Genomic DNA, 25,203 nt, shown 5'->3' on the forward strand with positions numbered 1-25,203 from the left:
GATAACTATTCGATATATGAAACGATCGAAACCAAGGAAGGTCTTTCAAAAGAGGTTGCTGTAAAGCGGCATGGTGGCCGCTCCAAGGGCGGCCGAGATTTCGCTGTTTGCCCGACCCTGATGAAACGAAAGCCGCTTGGGTCGACCGTTCATCTCATAGTCCGCTGCTGATATGCACGCTTTCTCAATGAGTTGCTCGAGCATCGCCGGAGGTAGCAGTCCATTGATGATGATGTCGGACACATCGACCACGTTTGAGACGCTGGTCAGCACCCTTCCCAAATCAGCACCGGCCTGGTCGATCCACACCGTGACGGCATCACTGGGGTTCGCACCAAGTGCCGATAGATCGAGTTCGCCGGCGTGGTCGCGGCCCAATGCGTGCGCTAAGCCACGGAGAGAGACGACCGTCTCCAGGCATCCGCGTGCGCCGCAGAAGCATGGCTTTCCATCCTTATAGGCATTCACATGCCCGATCTCGCAACCATTGCCCGTCAAGCCGCGGACTGCGCGGCGATTCATCAGCAACGCCCCACCGAGCCCGTTGCCGACGAAAACGTGGATGTAGCTGCCCAGTCGCTGACCGTCGCCGAACCAATATTCGCCGAGTCCAGCGGCGGTCCCGTTGTTTTCAATATGGATTTCATGATCGATGTGCTGGGAGAGAACTTCGCTGAACGGGAAGTCCCGCCACGCTGGATACTCGGTAGACTGGCAGACCAGCCCACCCTGACTGTCAATCGGCCCCATTACCGAGACACCGACACCGAGCAGTTTTCCGCCACGCTGCGGATGATTGGCGAGCGATTGGTAAATATTCGTCAACACGCCGACCGCACGAACAGGATCCTCAATGGACAACTGTTGGCGTGCGTGATGAATGACGTTGCCGGCCACGTCGACCAGTACACCCGTTGCGAACTCATGGTCAAAGTGCAGACCAATCGTGCTTGCATAGTCAGCGATGATGCGCAAACTGCGGACAGGTTGCCCCGTGGTACGCACCTCGCGGTCAATCGACTCTTCAACCGCGCCGTCGGCGATGAGTGCCGTGACGATGTTGGTGATCGTCGCCGCAGTCAGGCGGGTGGCCGCGGCTATGTCTGCCCTTCCAATTCCGGGTTCCTGACGGATGGCCTCCAACACCAGCGCCCGATTCAGGTCGCGAACGCGGGGGCCGTTGTATCCATGCTGATGCCGGGATTGCTTGTTCGACATGTCAGACGCTCCATTTCGATCGCCACCGCCATTCGGCGAACCCGCCTCCTTCCACACCCTGTGCAAGCCCTGTCCGCTCGCCGTAAGACGATCGTGTCAGTCCATGGATCAAGATTAAATCAATTGATTTAATTAAGTCAACGCCTTTCCAGCTGAGCTAGGGCAAACACCAATTACGACGCGTGGACGGCGTCACGACGAGAAATTGTTCGTCAGTGATCAATTCGTGATGCGCCCCTTCAATGTCCACGAGCCGCGCAGATTCCCGTGGGCGTCGCTACTCTTCGTCAGGTTCGATGGGCCGAACCCGGCGGTTCCATCCTGGTCGCCTGCAGCCCGCGTTTGTCCGTCTTCGCTCGGCAATCCCTTGCTGACGCAATGGCACTGATGCAGACATCCTCTGCCGAGCCTCGAGCGCGATCCTTTGAATACCCTCGCGGCGACCTTAGCCCAGTTTCCGTTGTTGGTTACACAAACGAGGAGATGTCAGGCGGAATCGGCCCAAGAGGGCACGACTTCAGCGCCATCCTTCACGACCTTCGTCACGACGTACGTGAAGTAACGTTCGATCCCGAGGCCTTCGGTGAGGAGACAGTCCATGAAGCGCTGATAATGATCGATGTCGCGGGACACCACCTGCATCACGTAGTCCAGCCCACCGCCGGTGGCATCGCATTGCGTGACTTCCGGCGAGCGACGCACGCGATCCTCGAATCGCTGCATATCGGCGGCGGTATGTCGCGAGAGAGAAATTTCGACGATGATCCGGCTCGCCTGAACGACGCGGGTCCAGTCCAGAGACGCGTAGTACCCGCGAATGACGCCCGCTTCTTCGAGGCGCCTGACCCGCTCCCATGCAGGCGAGACCGAGAGATGGATCTCCGTAGCCAGCCGGGATTTCGTTATTCGACCATCCCGGGCCAACGCTTTCAGGATCGCAATGTCGAATCGGTCCAGTTTCAGCATGACCGGCCTGCATGCGAATCGCCGCGGCGTACACCCCTGACGGCAAGCATGTCTCCCATCGCGATCAAGCCGGGAATGTGACGCACCATGTGCAGCCCGTCGCGCAGGGCGCGATGGACGGTGGGTGGCGCGCGCCGCGGCATCGATGGGGACAGGGCTGCGCTGTTTGTCTGCACGCTCAGTAGCCTCGCACGATATCGACGTTCCCCGGAACGCGTCCCGACGATCTGAATTCCCGGATATTCGCGGCAATGATCTGCGCCGCCGTCTGCTGATCCGTGGGCGCGGAGATGTGCGGCAACACCGTCACGTTCGGTTGGTCCCACAGGCCCGAGGTCGTCGGCAGCGGTTCGGCGTCGAAGACGTCGAGCACCGCGTGCGACAGGTGCTGTCGATCGAGCGCCGCGACAAGATCCTGCGTCACGACGATCGGCCCCCTCGAGAAATTGATGAGCCCCGCGCCCGGTTTCATCGTGTGTAATCGCTTCGCGTCGAGCAGAGCGACTGTCTGCGCCGTCAGAGGCATCAGGCTCACGACGACATCGCTGCTGGCTAGCACCGTACCGAGCCCCTCCTCGCCTGCGAACGTTTCGACACTGGGCACCGCCTTCGGCGAGCGACTCCAGCCTCTGACCACGAACCCCGCGTTGACAAGCGTCCTGGCCGCCTCGGTCCCGAGTGCGCCGAGCCCCAGCAGTCCGACAGAGAATTGCGACGGCTTCCGGTAAGCGTGCTGCTCCCATACGCGCATCGACGGCTGTCGCGCGTACCGGGGCATATCGCGATGCAGGTAATACGTCCAGGCGAGCACGGCCTCCGCCATCGTCCGCGACATCTCCGGGTCGACGAGGCGAACGACGGGCGGACTGCCCGTCGGCAGCCCAGCCACCAACTGCTCCACACCGGCCCACAGGCTCTGTATCCACGCCAGTTTCGGCAGTGCCGCGACGTCTTCGGGAGCCGGATCGGCGACGATTGCAATCGTTGTCGCCGCGCGCTGCGCAGGCGTGAGCGCGTGCAGCGGCTGAATCGTTTCTTCCGGCAAGGCCGACCGTAACGATGCGAGATACGGCGTCTGGTATTCGGCCGACATGCGGCTCAAAAAGGCGATGGTCGACGACATGGTGCGTGCAATCGTGGGTGGCGGTGCTCGAATGGCCGATCAGGCGGATGCCTGGTCGATGCCCATTTCCTGCATGTCCTGGAAGCGATCGGCGATACGCGGATGCACGCGGCCACCGTCGGCAGCGCCGATCGCGAGCAGAATTTCGTCTGCCGCCGGTGCGTCGGCCATCTGGAACGTGCCCGTGATGAAGTGCGAACGCTTGCCCGTCTCCGACTTGTGAATCATCGGCACCGAGACCATCGCGCCGGGGCCAACGCGCGTGTTCGTGAAACTCAGGAACGCCGTGCCGTTCACGGCATTGCGAAACAGATTGCCGAACCGCAACGTGTGGATGATCGCCGACGCGTGTTCGATCTCGCCATTGACGCCGACAACTGCAGCCTTGCCGTAAGCCTGCACCTGCTCACCGGGCATCACCTCCACCAGGCGACTCGTCATGATCTCGCCCAGCTCGGGCGCCACGCGCAGAATTTCGGGGCGCAGGTTCTCGACGAAGCCCTGCCCTGCCCATGGGTTGCGAATGACAGCGGCGACGATGACGGTCGTGACAGGCGTGTCGGCGGTCTTGCCGCCTTCGCAATAGGTCGTTTCGACGAAAGTGGCGATTTTGCGTACGTCCTTAAGCATAGGTGTCTCCAAATGGCAGGCCGGTCGTGGCGCGCAGAGCACGCCTATTGATACCGATGCTAAGGATGCTTTGCCGAGGCGTCTTCCTCCGGTTCGGCGGAAGATCTTTTTTTTCTTCCGCTGCTTTGGTGTAGATTGGCCCGCAGTCAGGAGACACCGAATGCCCGAACGACAACAACGGCTGATGGCGTTACGCCATGTCGCCAGTCAGATCAGCTCAGACGAAGACCTCAATGGCCTGCTACGTGACCTCGTGCGTTCCGCAGTGCAGCAAGATGACTGGGATCTCGGATCGGTGATGAGCATCGACCTGGCGCACGGATACGGTCTAGTGATGACGCGGTTCGAGACGAGCATCCTGCCCCAGCACACCGAGGATCGCTGGGAGCTGGCGACCAGCCCGTCGTTGATCGCGCTGCAAAATAACGAACCCGTCTACATCCGCGACGCACTCGAATCGACGCAGTTTCCCGGTTATCGGCGTGAAGCGAAGGAACGCGGTTACCGCACCGTGCTGGTCCTGCCGATGTCATCGAAAGACCTGGAAGGCAGGCCCATGGTCCTCACGGTGGCATCGCGATCGGTGCGCGACGTGAGCGAGGAAGATCTGACGTTCATGGCCACTGTCGTGCATCTGGGCTCGATCGCCATCGAGCGTGCGCATCGGCAACGCGCCCAGCTGGAATCTCATCTGCGTCTGCAGAACGCGCTCGAGGCCCAACGACGTCTGTTGCAGGAGGTACTCGCTGGCGGGTCGATCGAGCACCTCACTTCGACGTTGGCCGATTTGCTCGGCGGCCCCGTACTGGTCATCGATTTCTTTGCCAACCACCTCGTGGGCGCCAGGTCCCCTGCTCCGGCCACCATGGATGACGCAGAGTGGCAACGCTGCCTCGCCGGCGCTTTCGGGCGGGAGACGGTCACGTTGGTGCGCGAGAGCATCCAGCGCTTCCAGCAGACCTCCGTCGAGATCTCGCTGCATCGTGGACTCGACGTGAAGGCCGCCATCGCGCCCCTCAAGGTGGACGAAGAGCTTGTCGGCGCCCTGCTGACATTCGGCGTCACCGAGTCCGGAGACTTGCACCAGCTCATGCTCGAAAGCGCCCGATTTGCATTGAGCGTACAGATGATGCGCAGCGTGGTCCGGTTCCGCTTCGAGACGAGGACGCTGACCGAACTCTTCTTCGAGATCGTCGAGCGCCGCTGGCGCGATGAGGAAGACATCCTGCACCGCGCTCGCCGCCTCGGACTGTCGTTGATCTCGCCACTGCGGATGCTGGTGGTCGACTTTCCCGATCAACGCGTTCCCGCAGATCCGGCGCGCGCGGCCAGCAATCTATCGGTGGAAAGCCATGGCACGGTCGAGTTGCTGGCGCGTCAGTTGCACGTCCCCATTCATATTGTCACGGTGGGGAGCGGACTCGTTTGCCTGATCCCGCAAGAGGGACTGCGCGACGTGTCGGCTTTGCCGCGGCTGGCGAAGCGCATCGCCGAGACGCTAGCCCGTTCGCTCGGTCGCGAACCGATCGTGGCGATTGGCGAGGTTTGCAACGGCATCGAGCCACTGGCCAGCGAATGGGAGCGCTGCTGGCGAATGATCCGCGTGGCGCGAAAATTCGGGCGAAGCGGGCCGCTGGATATTCAGGGGCTCGGCCCCTTGCCCATGTTGATGGGAGCGGCTGACTCGGCGGACGTCCACGGCTTTGTGGACGGCACCATTGGTGGTCTGGTCGACCACGACCGCTCGTCAGGCACGCCGTATCTCGATACGCTCGCCGCCTATCTGCGCTCCGGCTGCCGCAGCCAGCCCTGCGCGGATGCAATGGGCCTGCACGTCACGACCCTGCGCTATCGGTTGTCGCGCATTCAGGAGCTGTTCGGCATCGACGTCGAGTCGCCGGAACGGCGCTTCGCGGTCGAACTCGCCATTCAGCTTCACACCCTCGCGAATGCTGGCGTCAAGGCGGCCGCATCCAAGAAAACCCTGCCTCGCATTCGAGATTAATGAGTCGATCCTCTCCTACGGATCGCAGGAAGCCGCCATAAAATCGGTCGCCTATCGTTGACCTCAACGTAACGACGTTTCGAGGTGATCGATATGCAATTCTCGGCCCGAGGCGAACTCACCGCCATCGACCCAGTGGCACTGCGCCGCGCGCTCGGCACATTCGTGACTGGCGTGACGGTGGTGACGACACGCGACGCAGACGGGCGTCCCCGCGGCATGACCGCGAACTCTTTCACGTCGGTGTCTCTGGACCCGCCGCTGCTGCTTGTTTGCATCGGCAAAGGTGCCGCGAGCTACCCGACCTTCCAGGAAGCCGGGCATTTCGCCGTCAATCTGCTGCATGACGGGCAGACGGACGTGTCGAATCTGTTCGCCTCCAAATCGCCGGACAAGTTTTCCGACGTCGGTCACGACACAGTGCACACCGGTGCGCCGGTGCTGAGCGACTGCCTGACGTGGTTCGACTGCTCGGTTCACGATCAGGTCGATGCCGGCGATCACACCATCCTGATCGGCCGCATCCATGCGTTCGGCACGAGTCCAGCCGCACCGCTAGGCTTCTGTCGCGGACGCTATGCACACGTCAAGGATCCGCTGCCGCCGGGTTGGCTGTCCTCCCACGACATGATCGTCGGCTATCTCATCGATGCGCACGGCAGCCTGCTCCTTGCGCAGGACGGCAAGAACGGCTGGGTACTGCCTACGGCGCCGCGCCGCGTCACCCAGGGACGCTTGCCTCTGGCTGGCGGCGGCGAACTGGCGCTGCTTCCGGACGACACGTTCCTGTATTCCGTGTTCGACACAGCCGAGAACGATCCCGGCTACCTGGTGTACCGAGCCCGGCTGGCGCAGCCAGCGGCCGCGGCGATGCTGCCGCCCCGGTTCCACTTCTTCCCGTTCGATCAACTGCCCTTCGACGACATCCCGTCACGGGAAATCCGCTCGATGCTGCGCCGCTACGTGCGCGAGACGGGTGGCGGAAATTTCACGATCTACATGGATTCGCACGACGGTGGTCGCATCGCGATGGTCGGCGACGCACAGCCGTGGGATCAACCCCTTCACGTTTGAATTGGAGCAATTCGATGCGCACAACGCTGCAGTCGCTGGAAGGTTCACGGCAACCACTTTTCATCAACGGCAAGTTTGCCGAGCCGCATAGCGGCGAGTATCTGCAAAGTTTCGACCCCACCACAGGCAAGCCCTGGTACGAATTCGCGCTGGGCGATGCAGTCGACGTAGACACCGCCGTGCGCTCGGCACAAGCGGCTTTCGCTAACCCGGCCTGGCGTCGCATGACGCAGACCGAGCGCGGCAAGCTGGTGCGTCGCCTTGGCGAGCTGGTGCTCGAAAACGCCGATGCGCTCGCCGCCATCGAATGTCGCGACAACGGCAAGCTGCTCAAGGAAATGCGGGCCCAGATGCGCGCGATCCCGGATTCGTACTTCTACTTCGCCGGCATGGCCGACAAGCTGCAAGGCGACACGATTCCGGTGAACAAGCTCGACACCCTGAACTTCAACACGCGTGAGCCGCTCGGCGTTGTCGGGATGATCATCCCGTGGAATTCCCCGCTCATGATGCTGACCGGCACGCTTGCGCCGTGCCTCGCGATCGGCAACACCATCGTGGTCAAACCGTCCGAGCACGCCACGGCGTCGACGCTGGCGCTCGCCGAACTGGTCATCCAGGCAGGCATCCCGCCTGGGGTCGTCAACGTCGTGACCGGTGACGGCAGGAAAACCGGCGACACGTTGACCCAGCACCCGGGCATCGCCAAGTTTGTCTTCACCGGGAGCACCGTCACCGGCCGTCGCATCGCCGGCAACGCTGCCGAGAACCTGGTGCCGTGCCAGATGGAACTCGGCGGCAAGTCGCCGCACGTCGTCTTCGGCGACGTCGACATCGAACGCGCAGTCAACGGTGTGGTGTCGGGCGTGTTCGCAGCCGCGGGACAAACCTGCGTTGCCGGCTCGCGCTGCTTTGTCGAAGCCTCGGTCCACGACCAGTTTGTCGAGGCCCTTGTCGGGCGCACGAATCGCGTGCGCGTCGGCCATCCCACGCACGAAGACACCGACATCGGACCGCTCGCGCTTGCTGCCCAGCTCGACAAGGTGGAGACCTATGTTGCCTCCGGAATCCGGGAAGGCGCCAAAGTCGCCGCAGGCGGGCAACGCCCCACGCGCAGCGACCTGGCCGGCGGCTGGTACTACGAGCCTACCGTGCTGTCGAAGGCACGCAACGACATGCGCTTCATGCAGGAGGAAATTTTCGGCCCGGTGGTCGGTGTGATGCCCTTCAGCGACGAGAAGGAGCTCATTGAACTGGCCAACGCCACCCACTACGGCCTCGCGGCGGGCATCTGGACGCGGGACATCGATCGCGCGATGCGCTTCGCCCGGGACGTCGATGCGGGCACCGTCTGGATCAATACCTATCGCTCGGCGGCCTACATGTCGGCCAATGGCGGCATGAAGCACAGCGGCTACGGACGCCGCGGTGGATTCGAAGTCATGCGCGAGTTCTCCCGCGTCAAGAACATCGTCATCGATTACTCGGGTGCGATGCAGGACCCGTTCGTGATCCGCCTGCGTTGAACCATCGCCCACTGAATCCCGGAGATTAACGATGAAGTTCGCAGTTTCGCTCAGCATGGAACGCTTTTCGCCCCACGACTCGATGACGCAGGCGAAGCAGAACCTGCTTCACCTGGCCCGCCTTGCCGACGAAGGCGGATTCGAGACGCTCTGGACTGCAGAGCACCACACCATCGAGTGCACGATATCGCCGAATCCGTTCATGACGCTCACGTGGCTGTCCCAGCACACCGAGCGGATCCGCCTGGGTACGGCCACGTTGGTCGCCCCCTACTGGTCGCCGATTCGGCTCGCAGGAGAATCCGCCATGTGCGATCACCTGACCGGCGGCCGGCTCGAATTGGGCATCGCCCGCGGCGCGTATCAATACGAATTCGATCGCATGGCCGGCGGGATGCCCCAGCAGGAAGGCGTGGCCTATATGAAAGAACTGGTGCCGGCGGTCAAGAAGCTCTGGGAAGGCGACTATGAGCACGACGGCCATTACTGGAAGTTTCCGCTCGCCACGTCCGTGCCGAAGCCGCTCCAGCAACCGCATCCGCCGATCTGGGTCGCCACGCGCGATCCGGGAAGTTTCGACTGGGCAGTGGGTATCGGCGCCAATATTCTGTCTACACCGTTGTCGGCCCCCGCGTCGGAAATCGCCGTACTCGGAGAAAAGTTCCGCAAGGCGGTTGCCGACCATCCCGAGCGCCCGCGTCCGCGCTTCATGATGCAACGGCGCACGTGTGTGTACGACCGCCCGCAGGACTGGGAAACGGCCGTACGGCACAGCGTCGACTATGGCCGCTACTTCGAGAACCTGATGCAGAACATCGGCACCGTGCACAACGGCTTCCCGGAAGCCGTTCCGTATGAGGCAGTCGTCAATCGCGGCAACTACGATCCCGCGGCCATCAGGGAAAACCTCATGTTCGGCACCCCGGACGAGATCATTCGCAAGCTGGAAGTCTACGAAGCGCAGGGCGTCGATCAGTTCTGTCTGGGGCTGTCGTTCAACCTGCCGTTCGAACTGCAGGCGAAGACGCTTCGATTGTTCATCGGCGAAGTGATGCCGCACTTTGCCGGCCGCGAACGCGCGGAACGACCTGCGGCGCTCGCCGTCGCAGGGCGCTAATTCCAGGGGCTCTCGACATGAAGGATTTCCTCGACGATACGCTGCAAGTCGGTGACGTCTCACTGCATTACCGCCTGCGGGGCCGCGGATCTCGACAGCTCGTCTGTATTCACGGCGTCGGTTCATACCTCGAGGCCTGGGACGATGTCGTCAGCCGGCTTGCCGATGATTTTCGCGTGCTGACGTTCGACCTGCGCGGACATGGGACATCGTCCCGCGTGAGGGGTCGGTACGAGATCGACGATTTCGTCGGAGACGCCCTCGCGCTCGCCGACCACGTCGGTTTCGACCGATTCCACCTGGCCGGCTTCTCGCTCGGCGGACTCATCGCGCAGCGCATGGCCCTGTCTCACTCCGGGCGGCTGCGGCGGCTCGCGCTGCTCGCCACGGTGTCCGGGCGCACCCGCGACGAACGCGAGCGTGTGCTCGCTCGCCTCGCTGCGTTGCGAAGCGGCGAGCGCGGATCTCACTACGACGCCTCGCTGTCGCGCTGGCTCACGGAGGATTTTCAGGTCCGTAACCCGGAGCGGATCGCCTATCTGCGTCAACGCAACGCCGAGAACGATCCCGATTGCTACACCTCCGCGTACCGCGTGCTCGCCGAGACGGATTTCGGCGGATTCATCGATCAGATCCGGATGCCGACGCTGATCGTCACGGGGGAAGACGATCAAGGATCGAATCCGCGCATGGCGCAGTTCATGAACGAATGCATCACCGGATCGCAACTCGAGATTCTGCCCGGCCTGCGTCACTCGATCCTCACAGAGGCGCCCGAGCGCGTTGCATCGCTGCTGCAGGCCTTTCTCGCCAACGACGTATCGGAGGCAAGCGCATGATTCTCGAAGAGCGCATCTATCGCATCCGTAACGGTTGCATGGCGCGGTATTTGAAACTCGTCCGGGACAAGGGCCTGGGAATCCAGCAGCCCATTCTCGGACACCTGATCGGCTACTTCACCACCGAGATCGGCGTGCTGAGTCAGGTGACGCACCTTTGGGCCTACCCAAGCCTGGACGAGCGGGCTCGTCGCCGGCAGTGCCTGGCACAGGACTCCCGCTGGCAGGCGTTCATTCCGCAACTGTCCGAACTCATCGAGCACGCGGAGAACCGCATCCTCGTGCCGACCGATTTTTCCCCAATGACCGCGTTTGCGCCGCTGTCCGGCGCGCATGAGGAGATTCGCCGTGACTGAACGTCTCCGCATTGAAAATTTGTACAAGGTTTTCTCTGACAAGCCGGCGCCTGCGCTGGCCATGCTCAAGGCCGGCCGGCGCAAGGCGGACGTGCTCGAAGCGCTCGGCCAGGTGGTGGGACTCGACGATGTCTCGCTCGGGGTGCCGTCCGGGGCGATCTACATGATCATGGGACTGTCGGGCTCGGGAAAATCGACGCTTGCACGTTGCATCAACCGATTGAACGAACCCAGCGCCGGGCGCATCCTGCTCGATGGTGATGATATCTGTGCGCTGGACGAACCGGGACTTCGCGACGTGCGGCGCAATCGCATCTCGATGGTCTTCCAGCACTTCGCTTTGTTGCCGAATCGGCGTGTCATTGAAAACGTCGAGTTCGGCCTGAAACTGCGCGGCATGCCGGCCCCCGAGCGACGCCGTCGCGCCGAAGAAGTGCTGTCAATCGTCGGCCTTGCGCGCTGGGCTTATCACATGCCCCACGAATTGAGCGGCGGCATGCGTCAGCGCGTCGGTCTCGCGCGAGCGCTGGCAACAGAGGCCGACGTGCTGATCATGGACGAGGCGTTCAGCGCACTCGACCCGCTAATCCGCACCGAAATGCAGGACGAGTTGCTGCGTCTGCAAAAGACGTTCAACAAGACCATCCTCTTCATCACACACGATTTCCAGGAAGCGCTGCGGCTCGGTACGCGCATCGCCATCATGGCCGACGGCCGCCTCGTTCGCGAAGGCACGCCGCAGAACATCGTAATGGAACCCGGTAGCGACTACGTGGCCGCTTTCACGCGAGACGTCGATCGCGCCCGCCTGTTCGACGCGCGCTCGGTGATGACAGCGCTCTCGCCCTTGTGGCAGGGCCAGGGGAAGGTGGTCATGGCGTCGAACGCCGGCGCGGCCGGCTTTCTGCTGGATGCCCAGGCCCGTGTTCTCGGCACGCTGGACGGTGCCCAAGTTGCGAGCGCGTGCCGGGGCGAGATCGTTCCACAAGCAAACGGACAGTTCACCAGCGTCAGCGCGAACATGCGGCTCATCGACGTCGCGGGCCGGTGCAGTGGCGAACATCCGGTTGGCGTCACCGACGATGACGGCACGCTGATCGGCGTACTGGATGCGAAGCAGGTGCTCGCTCGAATTGGCGCCGGCGTCGGCGCGGGAGTTCAACATGTTTAATGCCGACCAACTGGCGGTCTTCCCCTTCGATCAATGGATTCAGGAGGGCGTGCGATGGATGGCCATGCACATGCGGCCGCTCTTCCTGTTGATCAAATGGCCCGTGGAGCGGCTGCTCACGTTCAACGACGGCATCTTCCATGCCGTGCCCTTCCCCGTCATGGTGCTCGTCGCCTTCCTGATCTTCTGGCGGCTGGCCAGCCTGGGTGTCGCGGCGTTCAGCGTAGTCGTGTTCGTCGCGATCGCGATGCTCGGCGTATGGAGCGAAGCCATGACGACGCTCTCGCTGATCATGACCGCCATCCTGTTCTGCGCCCTCATCGGAATTCCGATCGGAGTGTGGAGCGCGCGTAGCGAGCGAGTCTGGATGATCGTGCGTCCCCTGCTGGACATCATGCAGACGACGCCGACGTTCGTGTACCTCGTGCCCGTCGTGATGCTGTTCGGTGTGGGCAATGTGCCTGGCGAAGTCGCCGTGGTCACGGCCGCCATGCCGCCGCTGATTCGCTTTACGCATCTCGGCATTCGCATGGTGGAGCACGAGATCGTCGAGGCCGGGCTCGCATTCGGCGCCGACAAGCGGCAACTGCTGTGGGAAGTGCAACTGCCGCTGGCGATCCCGACCATTCTAGGTGGCCTGAATCAGACCGTCCTCACGGCGATGGTCATGTCCGTGGTCGTGGCCATGATCGGCGCCGAAGGGCTGGGGCTCGTCGTGCTCCAGGGGCTGGGACGGCTCGATGTCGGTCGCGCAGCAGTGGGCGGGATCGCCATTGTGCTCCTGGCAATGATGCTGGATCGCTTCACGCAGAAACTCACCCGCACTCGAGCGCGCAACCAGCATACGTTTCGTGCCGTGATTTCGCGCTTTTTCCGCGGGGGGCGCGACGCGCCACAAGCGAGCGGGGACCCGGAACGCGCGCTCTGACGTTAGCGCTCGTCTTCCCCATGTGACATGCCGGTCGACGCGTCGACGCGCGCGTCCACCTTTTTGACGATGTTTGCCGACGGCGCCCGGAGCGCCGCCCCGTCCACCCGACGGTCGTCAGGACCGTGAATACCCTGAAGGGACGAAATGAAACAATTTCTGAAGTCTGTCGCGATGCTGGCGGTGTCGATGACGATGACGATGACCGTGAACGCACAGACGTTGCCGGGCAGCGGGAAAACGATCCGCTACGCGCAGAGCGATAGCTTTGGCGGCAATTACGTCGTGGCGCAGATCGTCAGCAAGGCGTTCAAGATGCTCGGCTACGACGTCAAGCTCAGCACGATGAATACAACCCTGTTCTTTCAGGCGGTCGCCCAAGGCGACGTCGACCTGGCAACAGACGTAAATTTCCCGCAGCGCGAACCGGGGTTCCGTGCCGTCGCCCAGCAGGCGATGGTCGTGGGCTCGGGCCTGATCGCCGGAGACGGCATCAACGGCTATCTCATCGACAAAAAGACCGCGCTGGCCTACAACATCACCAGCCTCGAGCAACTGAAGGATCCAAAGATCGCCTCACTCTTCGGCAAGGATGGCAAGGCAGAGCTGATCAGCTGCGATCCGGGCTGGAGTTGCGGCGACGTAGTGGACTATCAACTGGACAAGTTCGGTCTGAAGCAGACCGTCAAATCCGTGCGCGGCAAATATGAGGCGCTGATGGTCGAAGCCGTGACGAAAGTGAAAAGCGGCAAGCCTGCCTTCTTCTACGCCTGGAGTCCGTCGTGGGTGACCAATGCGCTGGTGCCCGGTGTAGACGTCGTCTGGCTGCCAACGCCGGCCGACGCATTGCCGCCGAACGTTCCTAACAAGGGATCGGCCTTGGTCAAAAACGTCGAGGGGTGCGCTGGCGGCGCCAACCCTTGCCGCATGGCGATGGCTTCGTGGAACTGGGGATCGGTCGCCAACAAGGAGTTCATCGCGGCCAACCCTGCTGCCAAAACGCTTATCGAACAAGTTCGATTCCCGGGCGCGACCTGGTCGCGCTGGGAAGCCATTATCAGCAAGGACGGCGGCTCGCCGGCGCTCGTTTCGAAACTCTCGGACGAGTGGGTTGCAGCAAACAAGGCGGACCTGGATCAATGGGTCGCCAACGCCAAGAAGGCTCACTAACCGAGGACATCATGAACAAGGCGCTTTTTGATAAGGGGCTCGCCACTCGACGCGAGGTGCTGGGAGCCAGCTATGTCGATGCCGCCGTCGCCAATGCCGACCCGTTCAACCTGCCCATGCAGGAGCTGGTGACCCAGTACTGTTGGGGTGAAATATGGAACCGCCCGGGACTCGATCGACGCGCGCGCAGTCTGTTGAACCTGGGCATGCTGACTACGCTGAATCGCCCCCACGAACTCAAGCTGCATGTAAAAGGTGCTCTGACCAACGGCGTTACGCGCGACGAGATCTTTGAGGTATTTCTTCAGGCCGCGATATACGCAGGCGTCCCCGCAGCCATCGACAGCTTCCGTATCGCCAAGGCCGCATTCTCCGAAATCGACGAGGTTACCGAAAAATCATGAGCAAGCTGCACCCGTATATCGCCGATACGGCCACCGGGATGGTCGAACTCCGGCGGCAGATTCACGCGCGGCCGGAACTGTCGCTCGAGGAGGCCGAGACGAGCGAACTCGTCGCCGGCCTGTTGACCGGGTGGGGCTTCGCGGTGCATCGTGGGCTCGCGGGAACCGGCGTCGTCGCCACGTTGAAGGTCGGCACAAGCGAGCGAACCGTCGGCTTGCGCGCCGACATGGACGCGTTGCCGATTACCGAGTGCACCGGCCTTCCCTATGCGAGCACGCGCCCCGGCATCATGCATGCATGCGGCCACGACGGTCATACCGCCATGTTGTTGTCCGCAGCCAGGTGTCTTGCCGCGACGCGCGCATTCGACGGCACGGTGCATCTGATCTTCCAGCCGGCGGAAGAGCGCTATAACGGCGCGAAGATCATGATGGACGACGGGCTTTTCGAGAAGTTTCAGTGCGATCGGGTCTTCGCCATGCACAACATGCCGAGCTATCCGAAGGGGCAGTTCGGCGTGCTGACCGGGCCGCTGACTTCGTCATCCGATACGGTCTACATCAAGATTCACGGGGCCGGCGGACATGGCGCTCGCCCCAGTCTCGCTCGCGATCCTATCGTGGCGGCGGCGCATATCATCACCGCACTGCAGACGATCGTCTCGCGCAATACGGATCCCGCCGACATGGCGGTGGTCACCGTCGGCAAGATCGCTGGCGGCACGGCCGGCAACGTTATACCGGAGCTCGTCGAGCTCGAGCTCAGCGTCCGGGCCCTCAGCCCCGACGTCCAGCAAGCGCTGCACGACCGGCTTATCGAATTGGTGCAGTTGCAGGCGAGCGCCCTCGGGTGCACTGCGGAAGTGGACTATCAGTGGGGATGCCCGGCGGTGGTCAACGATGCCGATGCCGCGGAATTCGTGCGTGCTGTCGTCCGCTCACGTTTCGGGGATGAGGCGCTTTACAAGGACGCACGACCTACCGGTGGCGCGGAGGATTTTGCGTTCATGCTGCAAGCCGTGCCGGGATGCTATGTATTTATGGGAACGGGCGACGGACACGGCTGCGGTGAAGTCCACGAACTGCATAACCCGCGCTTCGACTTCAACGACGAATGCCTGCCGATCGGCGCGACGTTCTGGGTCGAACTGGTGGAGCGGGCCCTGCCCCGTATTGATCGCTGATCGCTTGTTGTGCCCGGGTCGAAGAACTCGCATCTACGTCTTCGACCCGCCTCGAACGCCTATCGGCGTGCCCCCCGCTCGTACCGTTGCCTACGATGAAGTAACAGCTCGGGACCGCCTGGAGCATGAACGAAAAGTCCTCGGCGCCCGCCGTCGGCCGCATGTCCGGAATCAATCCGTCGCATCCCACCCAGTCGAGTGCCACCTGCCGCGCGAATTCGGTGGCCGCGACATCGTTGACAACCGCCGGACATCCCCACTGATAATCGACCGTCGCCTTGCAGCCCAGCGTCGCCGCTTGAGCCTCGACGACAGCGACGATCCGGTCGTGCAAGAAGCGCTGGATCTCGGGACGAAGCGCGCGCACGGACAATGTCAACCGCACCGACTCGGGGATCACGTTCGACACGGTGCCCCCGCTGATCTCACCGATACTGATCACAGCGGTGTCCAGCGGGTCCGTGTTCCGCGAAACGATCGTCTGCAAAGCGATGACGATGTGTGCCGCGGCGATGACCGGATCGGAGGCAAGGTGAGGCGTGGCGCCGTGTCCCCCCTTGCCCTGGATGGTGATGTATACGGTATCGGACGACGCCATGAACGATCCAGCAAGAAAGCCGAACTTTCCCATCGGCTCGCCGGGGCGATTGTGAAGCGCGAAAACCATGTCGCACGGAAATTTTTCGAACAGTCCCTCGTTCACCATGATCTTCGCACCGCAATACCGCTCTTCCGCCGGCTGAAAGATCACGTTCAGCGTGCCTGAAAAATGGCGGGTCTCGGACAGGTAACGCGCGGCGCAGAGCAGGATGGCCGTGTGTCCGTCGTGGCCACATGCATGCATGACCTCACTGTTCTGGCTGGCGTATGGGAGCCCCGTCGTCTCCGAGATCGGCAGCGCGTCCATGTCGGCTCGCAGCCCCAGCCGCCCGGTGCCGTCGCCGACTTTCAACGTCCCGACCACGCCAGTTTTCGCGAGGCCCCGATAGACCTCGTAGCCCCAGTTATGAAGTCGTTCGGCGACAAGGTCGCTGGTGTCATGCTCCTCGAGGGAGAGCTCGGGGTGCGCGTGAATTCGACGGCGGATCGACACGAACTCGGCGTTTGTATCGAGGATGCGCGGCAGCACGTCCGTCATGATGTCTCCGGTCCTTTAAGGGGAATGCGAGAGAGGAGGCGAAAGCCTCCTTGGATATGACGGCGTCGTTTATCGCGCCGTGCGTGCAGTCGCAATCCATTGGTCAAATTGCGCCTGATTATCGGCGATCCATTGATCGGCCAGGCGAGAGAACAGCCCGGACGATCCGGGAGCCTTGCTGATAGCCAGTTCCCAGCCCGACCATGCGGCCTGGCTAAATTTCACCTGCTGAATCAGCGCTCGAATACTCGGATTGTCGCGAATGAACCCCTTGTTTGCGACCGTGCCGCCATTCCACGATGCCATCGCCATACGGCATGGATCGGCGTTACCCGCACAACCGACGACACCTTTGACAAGCGCCGATCCCGTGTTTGGCATACCCGGCGGCAAGGCATCCTCGGAAGCGGGAAGCCACACGACATCCCTGCCCGGCACCAGACCGGCGGTGACCCATGACGGGCTCCAGGCATAAAAGAACACCGGGGCGCCAGACCTGATGCGCGAGATGGCGTCCGACATCAGCGCTTCGTATTTTCCGTTGACGACGCGCACCGTCCGCGTGAGGCCGAATTTCTTTAACTGATAGTTCACGACATCAGAGCAGCTCCAGCCCGGACCACAACTGATCAGGTCGGCCTTTCCATCCGTCCCGAACAGACTGGCGATCTTCGGATCTTTCAGTTGGTCGAGCCGAGTGATGTTATGGGCGAGCGCCGTCTTCTTGTCGATCAAGTAGCCATTCACACCGCCGCCGGCGATGATGCCAGTGCCGATGACCTCAGCCTGCTGCTCGACAACCTTGAATTGTGGCTCACGTTGGGGAAGGTTAATTCCGGTCGAGATATCGACGTCGCCTTGCGCGACCGCCGGGAAGAAGAGCGTGATGTTCATCGTGCTGACCCGCACGTCATAGCCAAGTGCTTTCATTGCGCGGGTGACGATCTGGTCGGACACGTAATTCGCACCGAGATTATCGGCCTGCACGTACCGAACCGCTTTTCCGTTACCGGGCATCGTGTCCGGGAGGGCGTGCGCACTCGCGATCAAGCCAATAATCGCAACACTTGCCGCCGCGAGGCCTCGCTTGAACATTTTCATCAAAGCTCCTGGTTTCGCGTGTTGGCCCTAAGGCTTCAGCGGGTCATGGGATTCCCCATGCTAGGCGGCACAAAATCCAGGGTCTTCCTATGAGACGGAGGAATCTATCGTCGTTGAATGCTTCGGGTTCACCTCACCTGATCGCACAACTGTCGAGCAAGGCCGACCCCGTCGTCTTGGCAAACATCAATGCGGAAACGGAGATGATCGTCGCTGGCAGCGATACCGCGATGCATCGTCTAGCGGCCATCGGGGGCAAACACGGCGTACAGCGCTGCGAGCGTCTCGGTGTGGCTGTCCCGTCGCACTGCGCCTTGCTTGACGCGCCCGCGCCGCGCTTGCCGAAGCCTTCGGCGTTGTCAAGATGCGTGCGCCGGGCATCGTGTATCTATAGCAGCAGCGTCGCGCGGCCGCTCTTCGACGGCGCGTACATCGCCGCCGATCTCGCCAGCAACATGGCGCGTCGCGTGGGAGCGGGGTACGCGCGTGGCGGTCGAGATTCCGCCCGCGAAAAGTCCTGACACGGCTCGGCAGCGCGATTTTCGCTGAAGGCATCGCGGTGAGCTGCAGCGGGACTTCGCTGGCGGACATCGGCGCACTTATCGACAGGGAACGAGCGCACGGCGAGTAGTGCAGCGTCAGTCGGCGCTTCTCGTGCGACGGCAGAAGGCCATCAGCGCGAGCAGGTTCGGATGGCGCTCGCGGGCCCGCAGAAAGCTGACGCCGATCGTCTGACGCATCAGATATTGCGGCTTGAGCGGAATAACTGAACCTTGTCGCCGAACACGCCGCGCACGCGTCCGGGCAAAAGCGTGTAGCCGACGCCACCGCCCACGAGGTTCATCAGCCAGAAAATGTCACCGGTGCGCATCGTGACGTCTGGCGTGAAGTCCGCGACGCGAAACGCTTCCACGACGCCGTGATACGTCGCGAATTCCTCGCCGAGCGAAACGAACGTTTCGTTGCGGCAGCCCGCAGATCGACCGCTTCCTGATTCGCGTACGGCGAACCGGTCGGCGCGGCGAAGGAAATGTCGTCTTCGAAAGGCGGAATGGATTCAATCCGCGGCTCGGCGTCGGGCAACCCCATCAGCTCCGCATCGATCTCGCTGCGCTTCGGCTTGCCGAGCAGCTCGGCAATCGGACCGAGCACCGGCTCGACGTGCAAGGTCGGCCTCCCTTGCGGTTCGTTAAATAGCGCCTTCTCGTTTGAGAACTTCGTGGGCTGCCTTGAATGCCCCAAGTCCACATGGAATGCCTGAGTAGGCAGTTGCATGAAGCAAAGCAGCCTTGATTTCATCGACCGTAAGACCGTTGTTCAACGCACCTTTAACATGCAGCTTCAGCTCTTCGGTGTGTCCTGTCACGGTCAGCATCGCCAGATTCATCAGGCTGCGCGTCCGATTATCGAGCGTGGGATCTCCCCAGGCCCACCCCCACGCCCACGATGTCGTGGCTCGCTGGAACGACATCATAAAGTCGTCAGCTTTCGCCATCGATGCATCGACATATTCGGCGCCCAACACCGCGCGTCGGATCGGCATGCCCTTTTCGAACAGCGCATCATCGTCTCTCATTTTGGCTCCTTTGAAGCGTGAATTTGGATGTTTGAAGCAGCGTGTTCACTTTCAGGCGCGAGTATGCGAGGGAGCGCCACGTCGCAAGTGAGCGCCTCGTTTCGATGCGAGCGCGTAATAGACCAGCGCGGAGACAGCCAGACCGATCATCCACGAGACATCGGCTCCGCCCGCGATGTTTGCCCACACGCCGTGGAAATACTCTTCCATGAACGGAATCTGAATCGCGATTCCGAAGACATAAACGCCGATTGCCTTGAAGTTGAACGATCCATAAGCACCGCCGGTACTGCTGATGATCTCTTCGACTTGATAGCTTCTCTTGTTAATCAAATAGAAGTCGACCAAGTTGATCGCAATCCAGGGAGCCAGCACGATACGTAGCGCAAAGATGGCGTTCAGGAAGATCGAGAGGAAGTTGCTCGACGCCCACAATGCCGTCGCGGTCGAAGCAATCAGCAGCACCGTCGATACAACGATTCGAACGTTGCGCCCCGGAAGCCATGTCGGGCTGAATGTTTGCGCGGCCGTGATGACGGAGAGCACCGCGCCATAAAGATTCATCCCGTTGTGGCCGATGATGTTAATCAGGAACAGGAAGATGAGGACATGACCAAACGCGCCGGTTTGCGTGTGGATGGCCTGCATCGCGTCCGTGCCCTGCCCCGCGCTCACCGCCAATGCGCCGAATACGAACGCGAAAATCGTCCCGAGCGAGGTGCCGAAGTAAGTGAACGCGAAGACTTTGCCGAAACCGGTCGACTTCGGAAGGTAGCGCGAGTAATCCGACGTATAAGGTGCAAAGCTGATCTGCCAGATCGCGCACAGTCCGAACATTGCGAACCAGTTGGCAAGATCGAAGTGTCCTTGATGAAGGGCCGCAGCGGTCAGGTTCGGAATCAACAGCGCCATGCCGATGAGGAGCGCGCCGCCCATAAACCATGCGCCCACCTTGTTGAAGCGATGGATCAGGTTATAGCCCAGGACCCCGATCAGCGTAGAGAGAAGCGCGCCAACGACCGGCGCAATCGATTCGGGCACGACGGGGATAGCGGCGTGAAGCGTTTTTCCCGAAAGAATAATGTTCGAGACAAAAAACCCGAGATAAATCAGCGTCGTAAATCCGACCACCAGCAGTGACCCATATCGGCCGAACTGCGCGCGGCTCTGAATCATCTGCGCGACGCCGACGAGCGGCCCTTGCGCGGACGTCAGCGCGTGAAAAATCGCGCCGAAGAACTGGCCGAGCACGATCGCGAGAATCGCGCTCTTGAGATCCAAATGAAATACCAGCACGGACGTGGCGCCCGAAATCACGGCCAACGGCGCGACATTCGTGCAAAACCACAATGTGAACAGGTCACTCGGCTTACCGTGTCGATGTTCGGGGCCGACATACTCGATCGAGTCGCTCTCGATCGAAAAAACAGCGTTGTCATCCGATGAGTCTTTCATGGTGTCTCCATCCATTCATATAAGAATTTGCCAGGAAAGGCCTCGAAATTCGAAAAAGGCTTCTCCCTGCACGTTGAAAGTATGATGGCATACCATAGTACGGTGTCCCATCGGCGTTAACCCGCTGACTTTTTGTCTTATGATTAAAAGCGGGTAACGCGGCATTGTCAGCGTCTAACCGCCGTTGCACGGCTAATTCCGCATACCTAAATAATTCATCGGCGCGCAGACGCTTACGTTGCGCCCGCGACGTGCGAGTTGGCATGGATGTACGCGGAGGCCTCGGCGTGCGTTTCGAAGATATGCGCGGCGGACTGGCGAGAAGACAGTGCATCGCCTAATTTCATGCGCATGAAGGTGCTCGTGGTGTATCGCGTAGTCGTCGAATAGTATTTGCGCTGTAAGCCGGCGACCATTTCAAAGTACTCGTCGGCGAGCGACTCCTCGAGCCGGAAGCCATCGTAGTTGACGATCAACGCCACTCGCCGCCCCACGCGCGCGCACATGCCTTCGAAGACGCGACGCACGCATTCGATGTCTCCCTCAGCGCGAATCGACATGCCTTCGAAGTTGGCGAACAGGATGTTGCGCTCCTCGTCGTAACTCAAGCGGTCCGTCAGTTGCAAATCCTGCAGAACCGCGGCGAGTCCCATCGGTTTCGGGCTGTAGATGCGGGGGTCCATCACCGCAACGTCGCCGATGATGGGCCGAAACGCCATGTGCGCCAGCACGTCACGCTCGATATCGATGCCCGGCGCCACTTCGATCAATTGCAAGCCTTCGGGTCGAAGCTTGAATACGCATCTCTCGGTGACGTAACAAACCGACTGTCCCTTCGCGGCGGCCTGCGGTCCGCTGAACGTGACTTGCTCGACCGCTTCGACAAACTTGCGGGTCCGCCCTTCGGTCACGATTCGCATCTGACCGGATTCGACAGCGGTGACGATTCCGCCGGCGGTAAATGTCCCGGCAAATACGAGCCGGCGAGCGTTCTGACTGATATTGATGAATCCGCCCGAGCCAGCAAGACGCGAACCGAAGCGGCTGACATTCACATTGCCCATGCGATCAATTTCCGCCATACCGAGGCACGCGAGATCGAGTCCGCCTCCATCGTAGAAATCGAACTGCTGGTTTTGATGCAGCAACGCCTGCGTATTGATGCCCGCTCCGAAGTCGAGGCCGCCTTGCGGCATGCCGCCGATCACGCCGGGTTCGGCCGTCAAGGTCAGATGATCGAGCACGCGTTCTTCGGCAGCGACGGCCGCCACCGCCTCGGGCATGCCGATTCCCAGATTGATTACGCCGCCCAGTGGCAACTCGAAGGCGCAGCGTCGCGCGATCAGCTTTCTTTCATCGAGCGCCAAAGCCGGAATCTTGTTCACCGGAACGCGGATCTCGCCCGAGTATGCTGCGTTGTAATCGGTGGCATAGGTTTGCTTGTGAGCCGAGGGCGGAGCCAGTACCACGCAATCGACCAAGACGCCGGGAACGACCACGCTGCGCGCATCGAGCGAACCGCTCGATGCAATGCGTTCCACCTGCACGATGACGAGTCCGTTCGCATTTCGGGCGGCCATAGCGGCGGCCTGGGCGTCGAGCATGAGCGCCTCGCGCTCCATCGTAATGTTGCCCTCGGCATCAGCCGTCGTGCCGCGGATCAAGGCGACGTTGATCGGAAACGCCTTGTAGAAGAGCCATTCCTCGCCGTCGATCTCCATGACACGCACCAGGTCTTCGGTGGTGCGTGCGTTGATTTTCCCACCGTTCTGCCGCGGATCGACGAAGGTACCGAGTCCGACCTTCGTGAGCGTACCGGCACGATGCGCGGCCGAATCCCGATAAAGATGGGAGATCGTTCCGAGCGGAAGGTTATATGCCTGGATGCGGTTGTCGGTGGCGAGCTTCCCGAGCTTCGGCACGAGCGACCAGTGACCGCCGATCGCGCGTTGCACGAGTCCCTCGTGCGCGAGCCGATTGAGCCCGCGCTCTTTGCCGTCGCCGGGCGCCGCTGCGAAGACGAGCGTGAGATCGCGCGGTCCTTCGGTTTCGATGAAACGCCGTTCAAGCGACGCAATCAATTCTTCGGGCGTGCCGATGCCGACGAACCCTGAGCAGCTCACGACATCACCATCGCGTATCAATGCGATAGCCTCATCGGCGGTAACGACCTTGTCTTGAATCATGGCAGTCTCGGGTGCGCCGCTCGGGCGTCGGCTAGTCGGTTAAGAGGTAGTTCTGGATAACATCGATCTGCGCGGCGTCCATCAATGCCGGTGCGTGACCGCAATCGGGAAACTCGACCGCGGCTACCCAGCCCGCGGCGGCGGCCGGCCCGCGTTTGAGCATCGCGTCCACCGTGCTGCGCGCCAGCAAGTCGGAGTCTTCGCCGCGCAAAACGAGCACCGGGCATTCAATCTTGTCCCAGATGTGCCACAGGATCACGTCGAGCAGAATCGGTATGGCGAAGCGCATGCCGATGCCTGGATCGAAGTGAAAGCGCAGCCTGCCCGTGCCGTCTTCGACCGCGCTGTGCCGCGCGAGATGACGCCACTGCGCGTCGCTCAATTTGCCGAACGGCGCGTGCACTTCACGGAGATGCGCTTCGACTTCGTCGACCGAGGCAAAACGCCACGAACGCGTCAGATAACTGCCAATCCTGCGCAGCGCTGCAGCTGACACGCGCGCACCGAAATCATTGAGCACCAGCCGCCGCACCGGCGTGCCGCGTTCTGAGGCCACCAACATGCCGATGTGACCGCCGAGCGACGTGCCCACCCAATCCAGCTGTTCCACTTCGAGCCGCGCGATGAGCGTCGACATCGCCCGCACGTACGCGCGGTCGGTATAGTGGTTAGGTGAGGCGAGCCATTCGCTGCGTCCACGTCCCGGAAGGTCGGGCACGACGACACGCACGCCCTGCGACGCAAGCGACGCGGCCAACACATCGAAGTCGCGTCCGTTGCGCGAGACCCCGTGAACACACACAACCGTTCGCTCGGCCTTCGGCGGACCCCATTCGGCATAGGCGAGCTTGTGAAAGCCGCCTCGCCCAATGACGTCGACGTGCTTCAGTTGCGGTTTTATTGCAAGTAGGTGTGCATCAAGCTCACGCATCATCACGCTCGCGCAACCACTCGACGATGCCTTTGCCCAGGACGCCCTGAGATTTGCCGCTCACGAACACGCCGACATGACCGCCGTCGAGCCCGATCTCGCGGTAATCGTCGCTGCCCACTGCACCGCCGAGCGCCTGAGTCGTCTTTGGCGGGATGATGTGGTCATCCTTTGCATAGATATTTAGAACCGGCATGCGAATGTCCTTGAGATCGACAGTGCGCCCGCCGAGTTTGAATTCACCGCGTATCAGCTCATTGTTCTTGTAAAGATTGACGAGTAACTGCTTGGCCGCCTCGCCTGGATGATGCGGCCGGTCGGCCAGCCACTTCTCCATGCGCAGGAAATTGAGCAGCTTCTTTTCGTCGTCGAAGGTATCGAGCAAGCCCATGTTGTATTTCGACAAGGTCGCGCCCGGCGTCATCTGGGAAAAGACGTGGCTCATCAACTCGCCCGGTAAGTTACCGTTCGCCTCGATCAACTGGTCGATGTCATCCTCGCCCAAACCGCGCGTCCAGAGGTTGAGTAATCCGTGATTGACACGGCCCTCGGCCTGGTCCTGATGAAAATCCACCGGTGTGATCGTCAGAATCAGGTTCTTGATGCGTTCCGGGTAAAGCGCCGCATAACACAGCGAGAAGACGCCGCCTTCGCAAATGCCGAGCAGATTGATCGCCGAGATGCCGTGTTCGCGACAGATGAACTCGACGCAGTCGTTCAAATACACGTCGATGTAGTCTTCGAAGGTGAGCCAGCGATCGCTACGCGTTGGGCTACCCCAGTCCACCGCATAGACGTCGACGCCAAGCGCAAGGAGGTTGCGCAGCATCGAGCGGTCTTCCTGCAAATCAGTCATCGTGTAGCGGCCGATCTGGCCATACGCCACAAGGACCGGTATGCCTAGCGCGCGCTCGGCTGTCGGCTTGTAGCGATACAACGTCGTTTTGTCTTCGCGAAATACCACGTCCTTGTCGGCGGTGGCGATCTCCACGTGCTCGTCCTTGATCCGGTCGAGCATCTGCTGCCCACGGGCGAGCTTCAGGTTGAAGTCGCTGAATTCAGCGAGCGCCCGTGCGGCGGTCGATTTCTTGGCGGCAGCCATACG

General features: G+C 61.6%; 23 protein-coding genes and 1 pseudogene. 12 read left to right on the forward strand and 12 right to left on the reverse strand.

The features are described from left to right. Nucleotides 1–45: 45 nt before the first annotated feature. The 4 genes from AWB74_RS33115 to AWB74_RS33130 all read right to left on the reverse strand — a co-directional run bounded on the left by AWB74_RS33115 (nt 46) and on the right by AWB74_RS33130 (nt 3,937). Nucleotides 46–1,218 (reverse strand): ROK family protein, encoded by a 1,173-nt coding sequence (locus AWB74_RS33115; RefSeq protein WP_061150836.1) that lies wholly within the window; start codon nt 1,216–1,218, stop codon nt 46–48. A gap of 486 nt (nt 1,219–1,704) precedes the next feature. Further along, nucleotides 1,705–2,181, reverse strand: coding sequence for an Lrp/AsnC family transcriptional regulator (locus tag AWB74_RS33120; RefSeq protein WP_061150869.1), 477 nt, complete (start codon nt 2,179–2,181; stop codon nt 1,705–1,707). A gap of 181 nt (nt 2,182–2,362) precedes the next feature. After that, nucleotides 2,363–3,307 carry a 2-hydroxyacid dehydrogenase gene (locus AWB74_RS33125; protein WP_061150837.1) on the reverse strand — a complete coding sequence of 315 codons (945 nt, stop codon included), beginning with the start codon at nt 3,305–3,307 and terminating at the stop codon, nt 2,363–2,365. 39 nt (nt 3,308–3,346) lie between these two features. Next, complete coding sequence (locus tag AWB74_RS33130) at nt 3,347–3,937, reverse strand: amino acid synthesis family protein (RefSeq protein ID WP_061150838.1); 591 nt, start codon at nt 3,935–3,937, stop codon at nt 3,347–3,349. Nucleotides 3,938–4,097: 160 nt separating this feature from the next. On the opposite strand from AWB74_RS33130, the gene AWB74_RS33135 reads away from it, so the two are divergent. The 11 genes from AWB74_RS33135 (at nt 4,098) to AWB74_RS33185 (ending at nt 15,711) form a co-directional block, all read left to right on the forward strand. Then, nucleotides 4,098–5,942 carry a helix-turn-helix domain-containing protein gene (locus AWB74_RS33135; RefSeq protein ID WP_061150839.1) on the forward strand — a complete coding sequence of 615 codons (1,845 nt, stop codon included), beginning with the start codon at nt 4,098–4,100 and terminating at the stop codon, nt 5,940–5,942. Nucleotides 5,943–6,035: 93 nt separating this feature from the next. Continuing rightward, nucleotides 6,036–7,016, forward strand: coding sequence for a flavin reductase family protein (locus AWB74_RS33140; protein ID WP_061150870.1), 981 nt, complete (start codon nt 6,036–6,038; stop codon nt 7,014–7,016). 14 nt (nt 7,017–7,030) lie between these two features. After that, nucleotides 7,031–8,542: an aldehyde dehydrogenase gene (locus AWB74_RS33145; protein WP_061150840.1), complete on the forward strand. Its 1,512-nt coding sequence runs from the start codon at nt 7,031–7,033 to the stop codon at nt 8,540–8,542. Between the two features lie 31 nt (nt 8,543–8,573). Continuing rightward, nucleotides 8,574–9,659, forward strand: coding sequence for an LLM class flavin-dependent oxidoreductase (locus tag AWB74_RS33150; protein ID WP_061150841.1), 1,086 nt, complete (start codon nt 8,574–8,576; stop codon nt 9,657–9,659). A gap of 17 nt (nt 9,660–9,676) precedes the next feature. Next, nucleotides 9,677–10,498 carry an alpha/beta fold hydrolase gene (locus AWB74_RS33155; RefSeq protein WP_061150842.1) on the forward strand — a complete coding sequence of 274 codons (822 nt, stop codon included), beginning with the start codon at nt 9,677–9,679 and terminating at the stop codon, nt 10,496–10,498. Further along, the gene (locus AWB74_RS33160; protein WP_061150843.1) at nt 10,495–10,854 is read left to right on the forward strand and encodes an NIPSNAP family protein; all 360 of its coding nucleotides are present in this window, start codon (nt 10,495–10,497) and stop codon (nt 10,852–10,854) included. Before AWB74_RS33155 ends, AWB74_RS33160 begins: the two co-directional genes overlap by 4 nt. Beyond that, nucleotides 10,847–12,025 (forward strand): quaternary amine ABC transporter ATP-binding protein, encoded by a 1,179-nt coding sequence (locus AWB74_RS33165; protein WP_061150844.1) that lies wholly within the window; start codon nt 10,847–10,849, stop codon nt 12,023–12,025. Before AWB74_RS33160 ends, AWB74_RS33165 begins: the two co-directional genes overlap by 8 nt. After that, nucleotides 12,018–12,953, forward strand: a complete 936-nt coding sequence (locus tag AWB74_RS33170; RefSeq protein WP_061150871.1) for an ABC transporter permease — start codon at nt 12,018–12,020, stop codon at nt 12,951–12,953. Before AWB74_RS33165 ends, AWB74_RS33170 begins: the two co-directional genes overlap by 8 nt. Before the next feature lie 147 nt (nt 12,954–13,100). After that, nucleotides 13,101–14,123 carry a glycine betaine/L-proline ABC transporter substrate-binding protein ProX gene (gene proX / locus AWB74_RS33175; RefSeq protein WP_061150845.1) on the forward strand — a complete coding sequence of 341 codons (1,023 nt, stop codon included), beginning with the start codon at nt 13,101–13,103 and terminating at the stop codon, nt 14,121–14,123. Nucleotides 14,124–14,134: 11 nt separating this feature from the next. After that, nucleotides 14,135–14,527, forward strand: a complete 393-nt coding sequence (locus tag AWB74_RS33180; RefSeq protein ID WP_061150872.1) for a carboxymuconolactone decarboxylase family protein — start codon at nt 14,135–14,137, stop codon at nt 14,525–14,527. Next, nucleotides 14,524–15,711 (forward strand): M20 aminoacylase family protein, encoded by a 1,188-nt coding sequence (locus tag AWB74_RS33185; RefSeq protein WP_061150846.1) that lies wholly within the window; start codon nt 14,524–14,526, stop codon nt 15,709–15,711. Before AWB74_RS33180 ends, AWB74_RS33185 begins: the two co-directional genes overlap by 4 nt. Here the strand turns inward: AWB74_RS33185 and AWB74_RS33190 are convergent. Both AWB74_RS33190 and proX (AWB74_RS33195) read right to left on the reverse strand, forming a co-directional pair. After that, on the reverse strand, nt 15,632–16,849 hold the full coding sequence (locus AWB74_RS33190; RefSeq protein ID WP_061150847.1) for a M20 aminoacylase family protein: 1,218 nt from the start codon (nt 16,847–16,849) through the stop codon (nt 15,632–15,634). The two genes, AWB74_RS33185 and AWB74_RS33190, sit on opposite strands and share 80 nt — an antisense overlap. A 69-nt stretch (nt 16,850–16,918) precedes the next feature. After that, on the reverse strand, nt 16,919–17,950 hold the full coding sequence (proX, locus tag AWB74_RS33195; RefSeq protein ID WP_061150848.1) for a glycine betaine/L-proline ABC transporter substrate-binding protein ProX: 1,032 nt from the start codon (nt 17,948–17,950) through the stop codon (nt 16,919–16,921). 113 nt (nt 17,951–18,063) lie between these two features. On the opposite strand from proX (AWB74_RS33195), the gene AWB74_RS33200 reads away from it, so the two are divergent. After that, nucleotides 18,064–18,471 (forward strand): ACP S-malonyltransferase, encoded by a 408-nt coding sequence (locus AWB74_RS33200; protein ID WP_061150849.1) that lies wholly within the window; start codon nt 18,064–18,066, stop codon nt 18,469–18,471. A gap of 117 nt (nt 18,472–18,588) precedes the next feature. Here AWB74_RS33200 and AWB74_RS33205 read toward each other — a convergent pair. The 6 genes and pseudogenes from AWB74_RS33205 to phaC form a co-directional block, all read right to left on the reverse strand. Beyond that, nucleotides 18,589–19,126 (reverse strand): annotated as a pseudogene (locus AWB74_RS33205) (LysR substrate-binding domain-containing protein); the annotation flags it as partial. Nucleotides 19,127–19,139: 13 nt separating this feature from the next. Further along, nucleotides 19,140–19,526, reverse strand: coding sequence for a carboxymuconolactone decarboxylase family protein (locus AWB74_RS33210; RefSeq protein ID WP_061150850.1), 387 nt, complete (start codon nt 19,524–19,526; stop codon nt 19,140–19,142). Between the two features lie 51 nt (nt 19,527–19,577). Continuing rightward, entirely contained in the window at nt 19,578–20,981 is a 1,404-nt protein-coding gene (locus tag AWB74_RS33215; protein WP_061150873.1) for a purine-cytosine permease family protein, read from the reverse strand. Between the two features lie 233 nt (nt 20,982–21,214). After that, nucleotides 21,215–23,167, reverse strand: a complete 1,953-nt coding sequence (locus tag AWB74_RS33220) for an acyl CoA:acetate/3-ketoacid CoA transferase (RefSeq protein WP_087039338.1) — start codon at nt 23,165–23,167, stop codon at nt 21,215–21,217. Nucleotides 23,168–23,198: 31 nt separating this feature from the next. Next, the gene (locus AWB74_RS33225) at nt 23,199–24,098 is read right to left on the reverse strand and encodes an alpha/beta fold hydrolase (RefSeq protein WP_087039342.1); all 900 of its coding nucleotides are present in this window, start codon (nt 24,096–24,098) and stop codon (nt 23,199–23,201) included. Further along, nucleotides 24,091–25,200 (reverse strand): class III poly(R)-hydroxyalkanoic acid synthase subunit PhaC, encoded by a 1,110-nt coding sequence (gene phaC, locus AWB74_RS33230; RefSeq protein ID WP_061150851.1) that lies wholly within the window; start codon nt 25,198–25,200, stop codon nt 24,091–24,093. Before phaC ends, AWB74_RS33225 begins: the two co-directional genes overlap by 8 nt. Nucleotides 25,201–25,203 lie beyond the last annotated feature (3 nt).

The sequence above is a fragment of the Caballeronia arvi genome, assembly GCF_001544695.2.
In the GTDB taxonomy this organism is placed as follows: domain Bacteria; phylum Pseudomonadota; class Gammaproteobacteria; order Burkholderiales; family Burkholderiaceae; genus Caballeronia; species Caballeronia arvi.

Bases quoted from the DNA above. Each gene is read 5' to 3' on its own strand.
- AWB74_RS33160 (WP_061150843.1), top strand. From the start codon at position 10,495: ATGATTCTCGAAGAGCGCATCTATCGCATCCGTAACGGTTGCATGGCG.
- AWB74_RS33155 (WP_061150842.1), top strand. From the start codon at position 9,677: ATGAAGGATTTCCTCGACGATACGCTGCAAGTCGGTGACGTCTCACTG.
- AWB74_RS33185 (WP_061150846.1), top strand. From the start codon at position 14,524: ATGAGCAAGCTGCACCCGTATATCGCCGATACGGCCACCGGGATGGTC.
- AWB74_RS33215 (WP_061150873.1), bottom strand. From the start codon at position 20,981: ATGAAAGACTCATCGGATGACAACGCTGTTTTTTCGATCGAGAGCGAC.
- phaC (WP_061150851.1), bottom strand. From the start codon at position 25,200: ATGGCTGCCGCCAAGAAATCGACCGCCGCACGGGCGCTCGCTGAATTC.
- AWB74_RS33225 (WP_087039342.1), bottom strand. From the start codon at position 24,098: ATGCGTGAGCTTGATGCACACCTACTTGCAATAAAACCGCAACTGAAG.
- AWB74_RS33140 (WP_061150870.1), top strand. From the start codon at position 6,036: ATGCAATTCTCGGCCCGAGGCGAACTCACCGCCATCGACCCAGTGGCA.
- AWB74_RS33180 (WP_061150872.1), top strand. From the start codon at position 14,135: ATGAACAAGGCGCTTTTTGATAAGGGGCTCGCCACTCGACGCGAGGTG.
- proX (WP_061150848.1), bottom strand. From the start codon at position 17,950: ATGAAAATGTTCAAGCGAGGCCTCGCGGCGGCAAGTGTTGCGATTATT.
- AWB74_RS33210 (WP_061150850.1), bottom strand. From the start codon at position 19,526: ATGAGAGACGATGATGCGCTGTTCGAAAAGGGCATGCCGATCCGACGC.
- AWB74_RS33130 (WP_061150838.1), bottom strand. From the start codon at position 3,937: ATGCTTAAGGACGTACGCAAAATCGCCACTTTCGTCGAAACGACCTAT.
- AWB74_RS33150 (WP_061150841.1), top strand. From the start codon at position 8,574: ATGAAGTTCGCAGTTTCGCTCAGCATGGAACGCTTTTCGCCCCACGAC.
- AWB74_RS33170 (WP_061150871.1), top strand. From the start codon at position 12,018: ATGTTTAATGCCGACCAACTGGCGGTCTTCCCCTTCGATCAATGGATT.
- AWB74_RS33125 (WP_061150837.1), bottom strand. From the start codon at position 3,307: ATGTCGTCGACCATCGCCTTTTTGAGCCGCATGTCGGCCGAATACCAG.
- AWB74_RS33145 (WP_061150840.1), top strand. From the start codon at position 7,031: ATGCGCACAACGCTGCAGTCGCTGGAAGGTTCACGGCAACCACTTTTC.
- AWB74_RS33115 (WP_061150836.1), bottom strand. From the start codon at position 1,218: ATGTCGAACAAGCAATCCCGGCATCAGCATGGATACAACGGCCCCCGC.
- AWB74_RS33135 (WP_061150839.1), top strand. From the start codon at position 4,098: ATGCCCGAACGACAACAACGGCTGATGGCGTTACGCCATGTCGCCAGT.
- AWB74_RS33220 (WP_087039338.1), bottom strand. From the start codon at position 23,167: ATGATTCAAGACAAGGTCGTTACCGCCGATGAGGCTATCGCATTGATA.
- AWB74_RS33190 (WP_061150847.1), bottom strand. From the start codon at position 16,849: ATGACGGACGTGCTGCCGCGCATCCTCGATACAAACGCCGAGTTCGTG.
- proX (WP_061150845.1), top strand. From the start codon at position 13,101: ATGAAACAATTTCTGAAGTCTGTCGCGATGCTGGCGGTGTCGATGACG.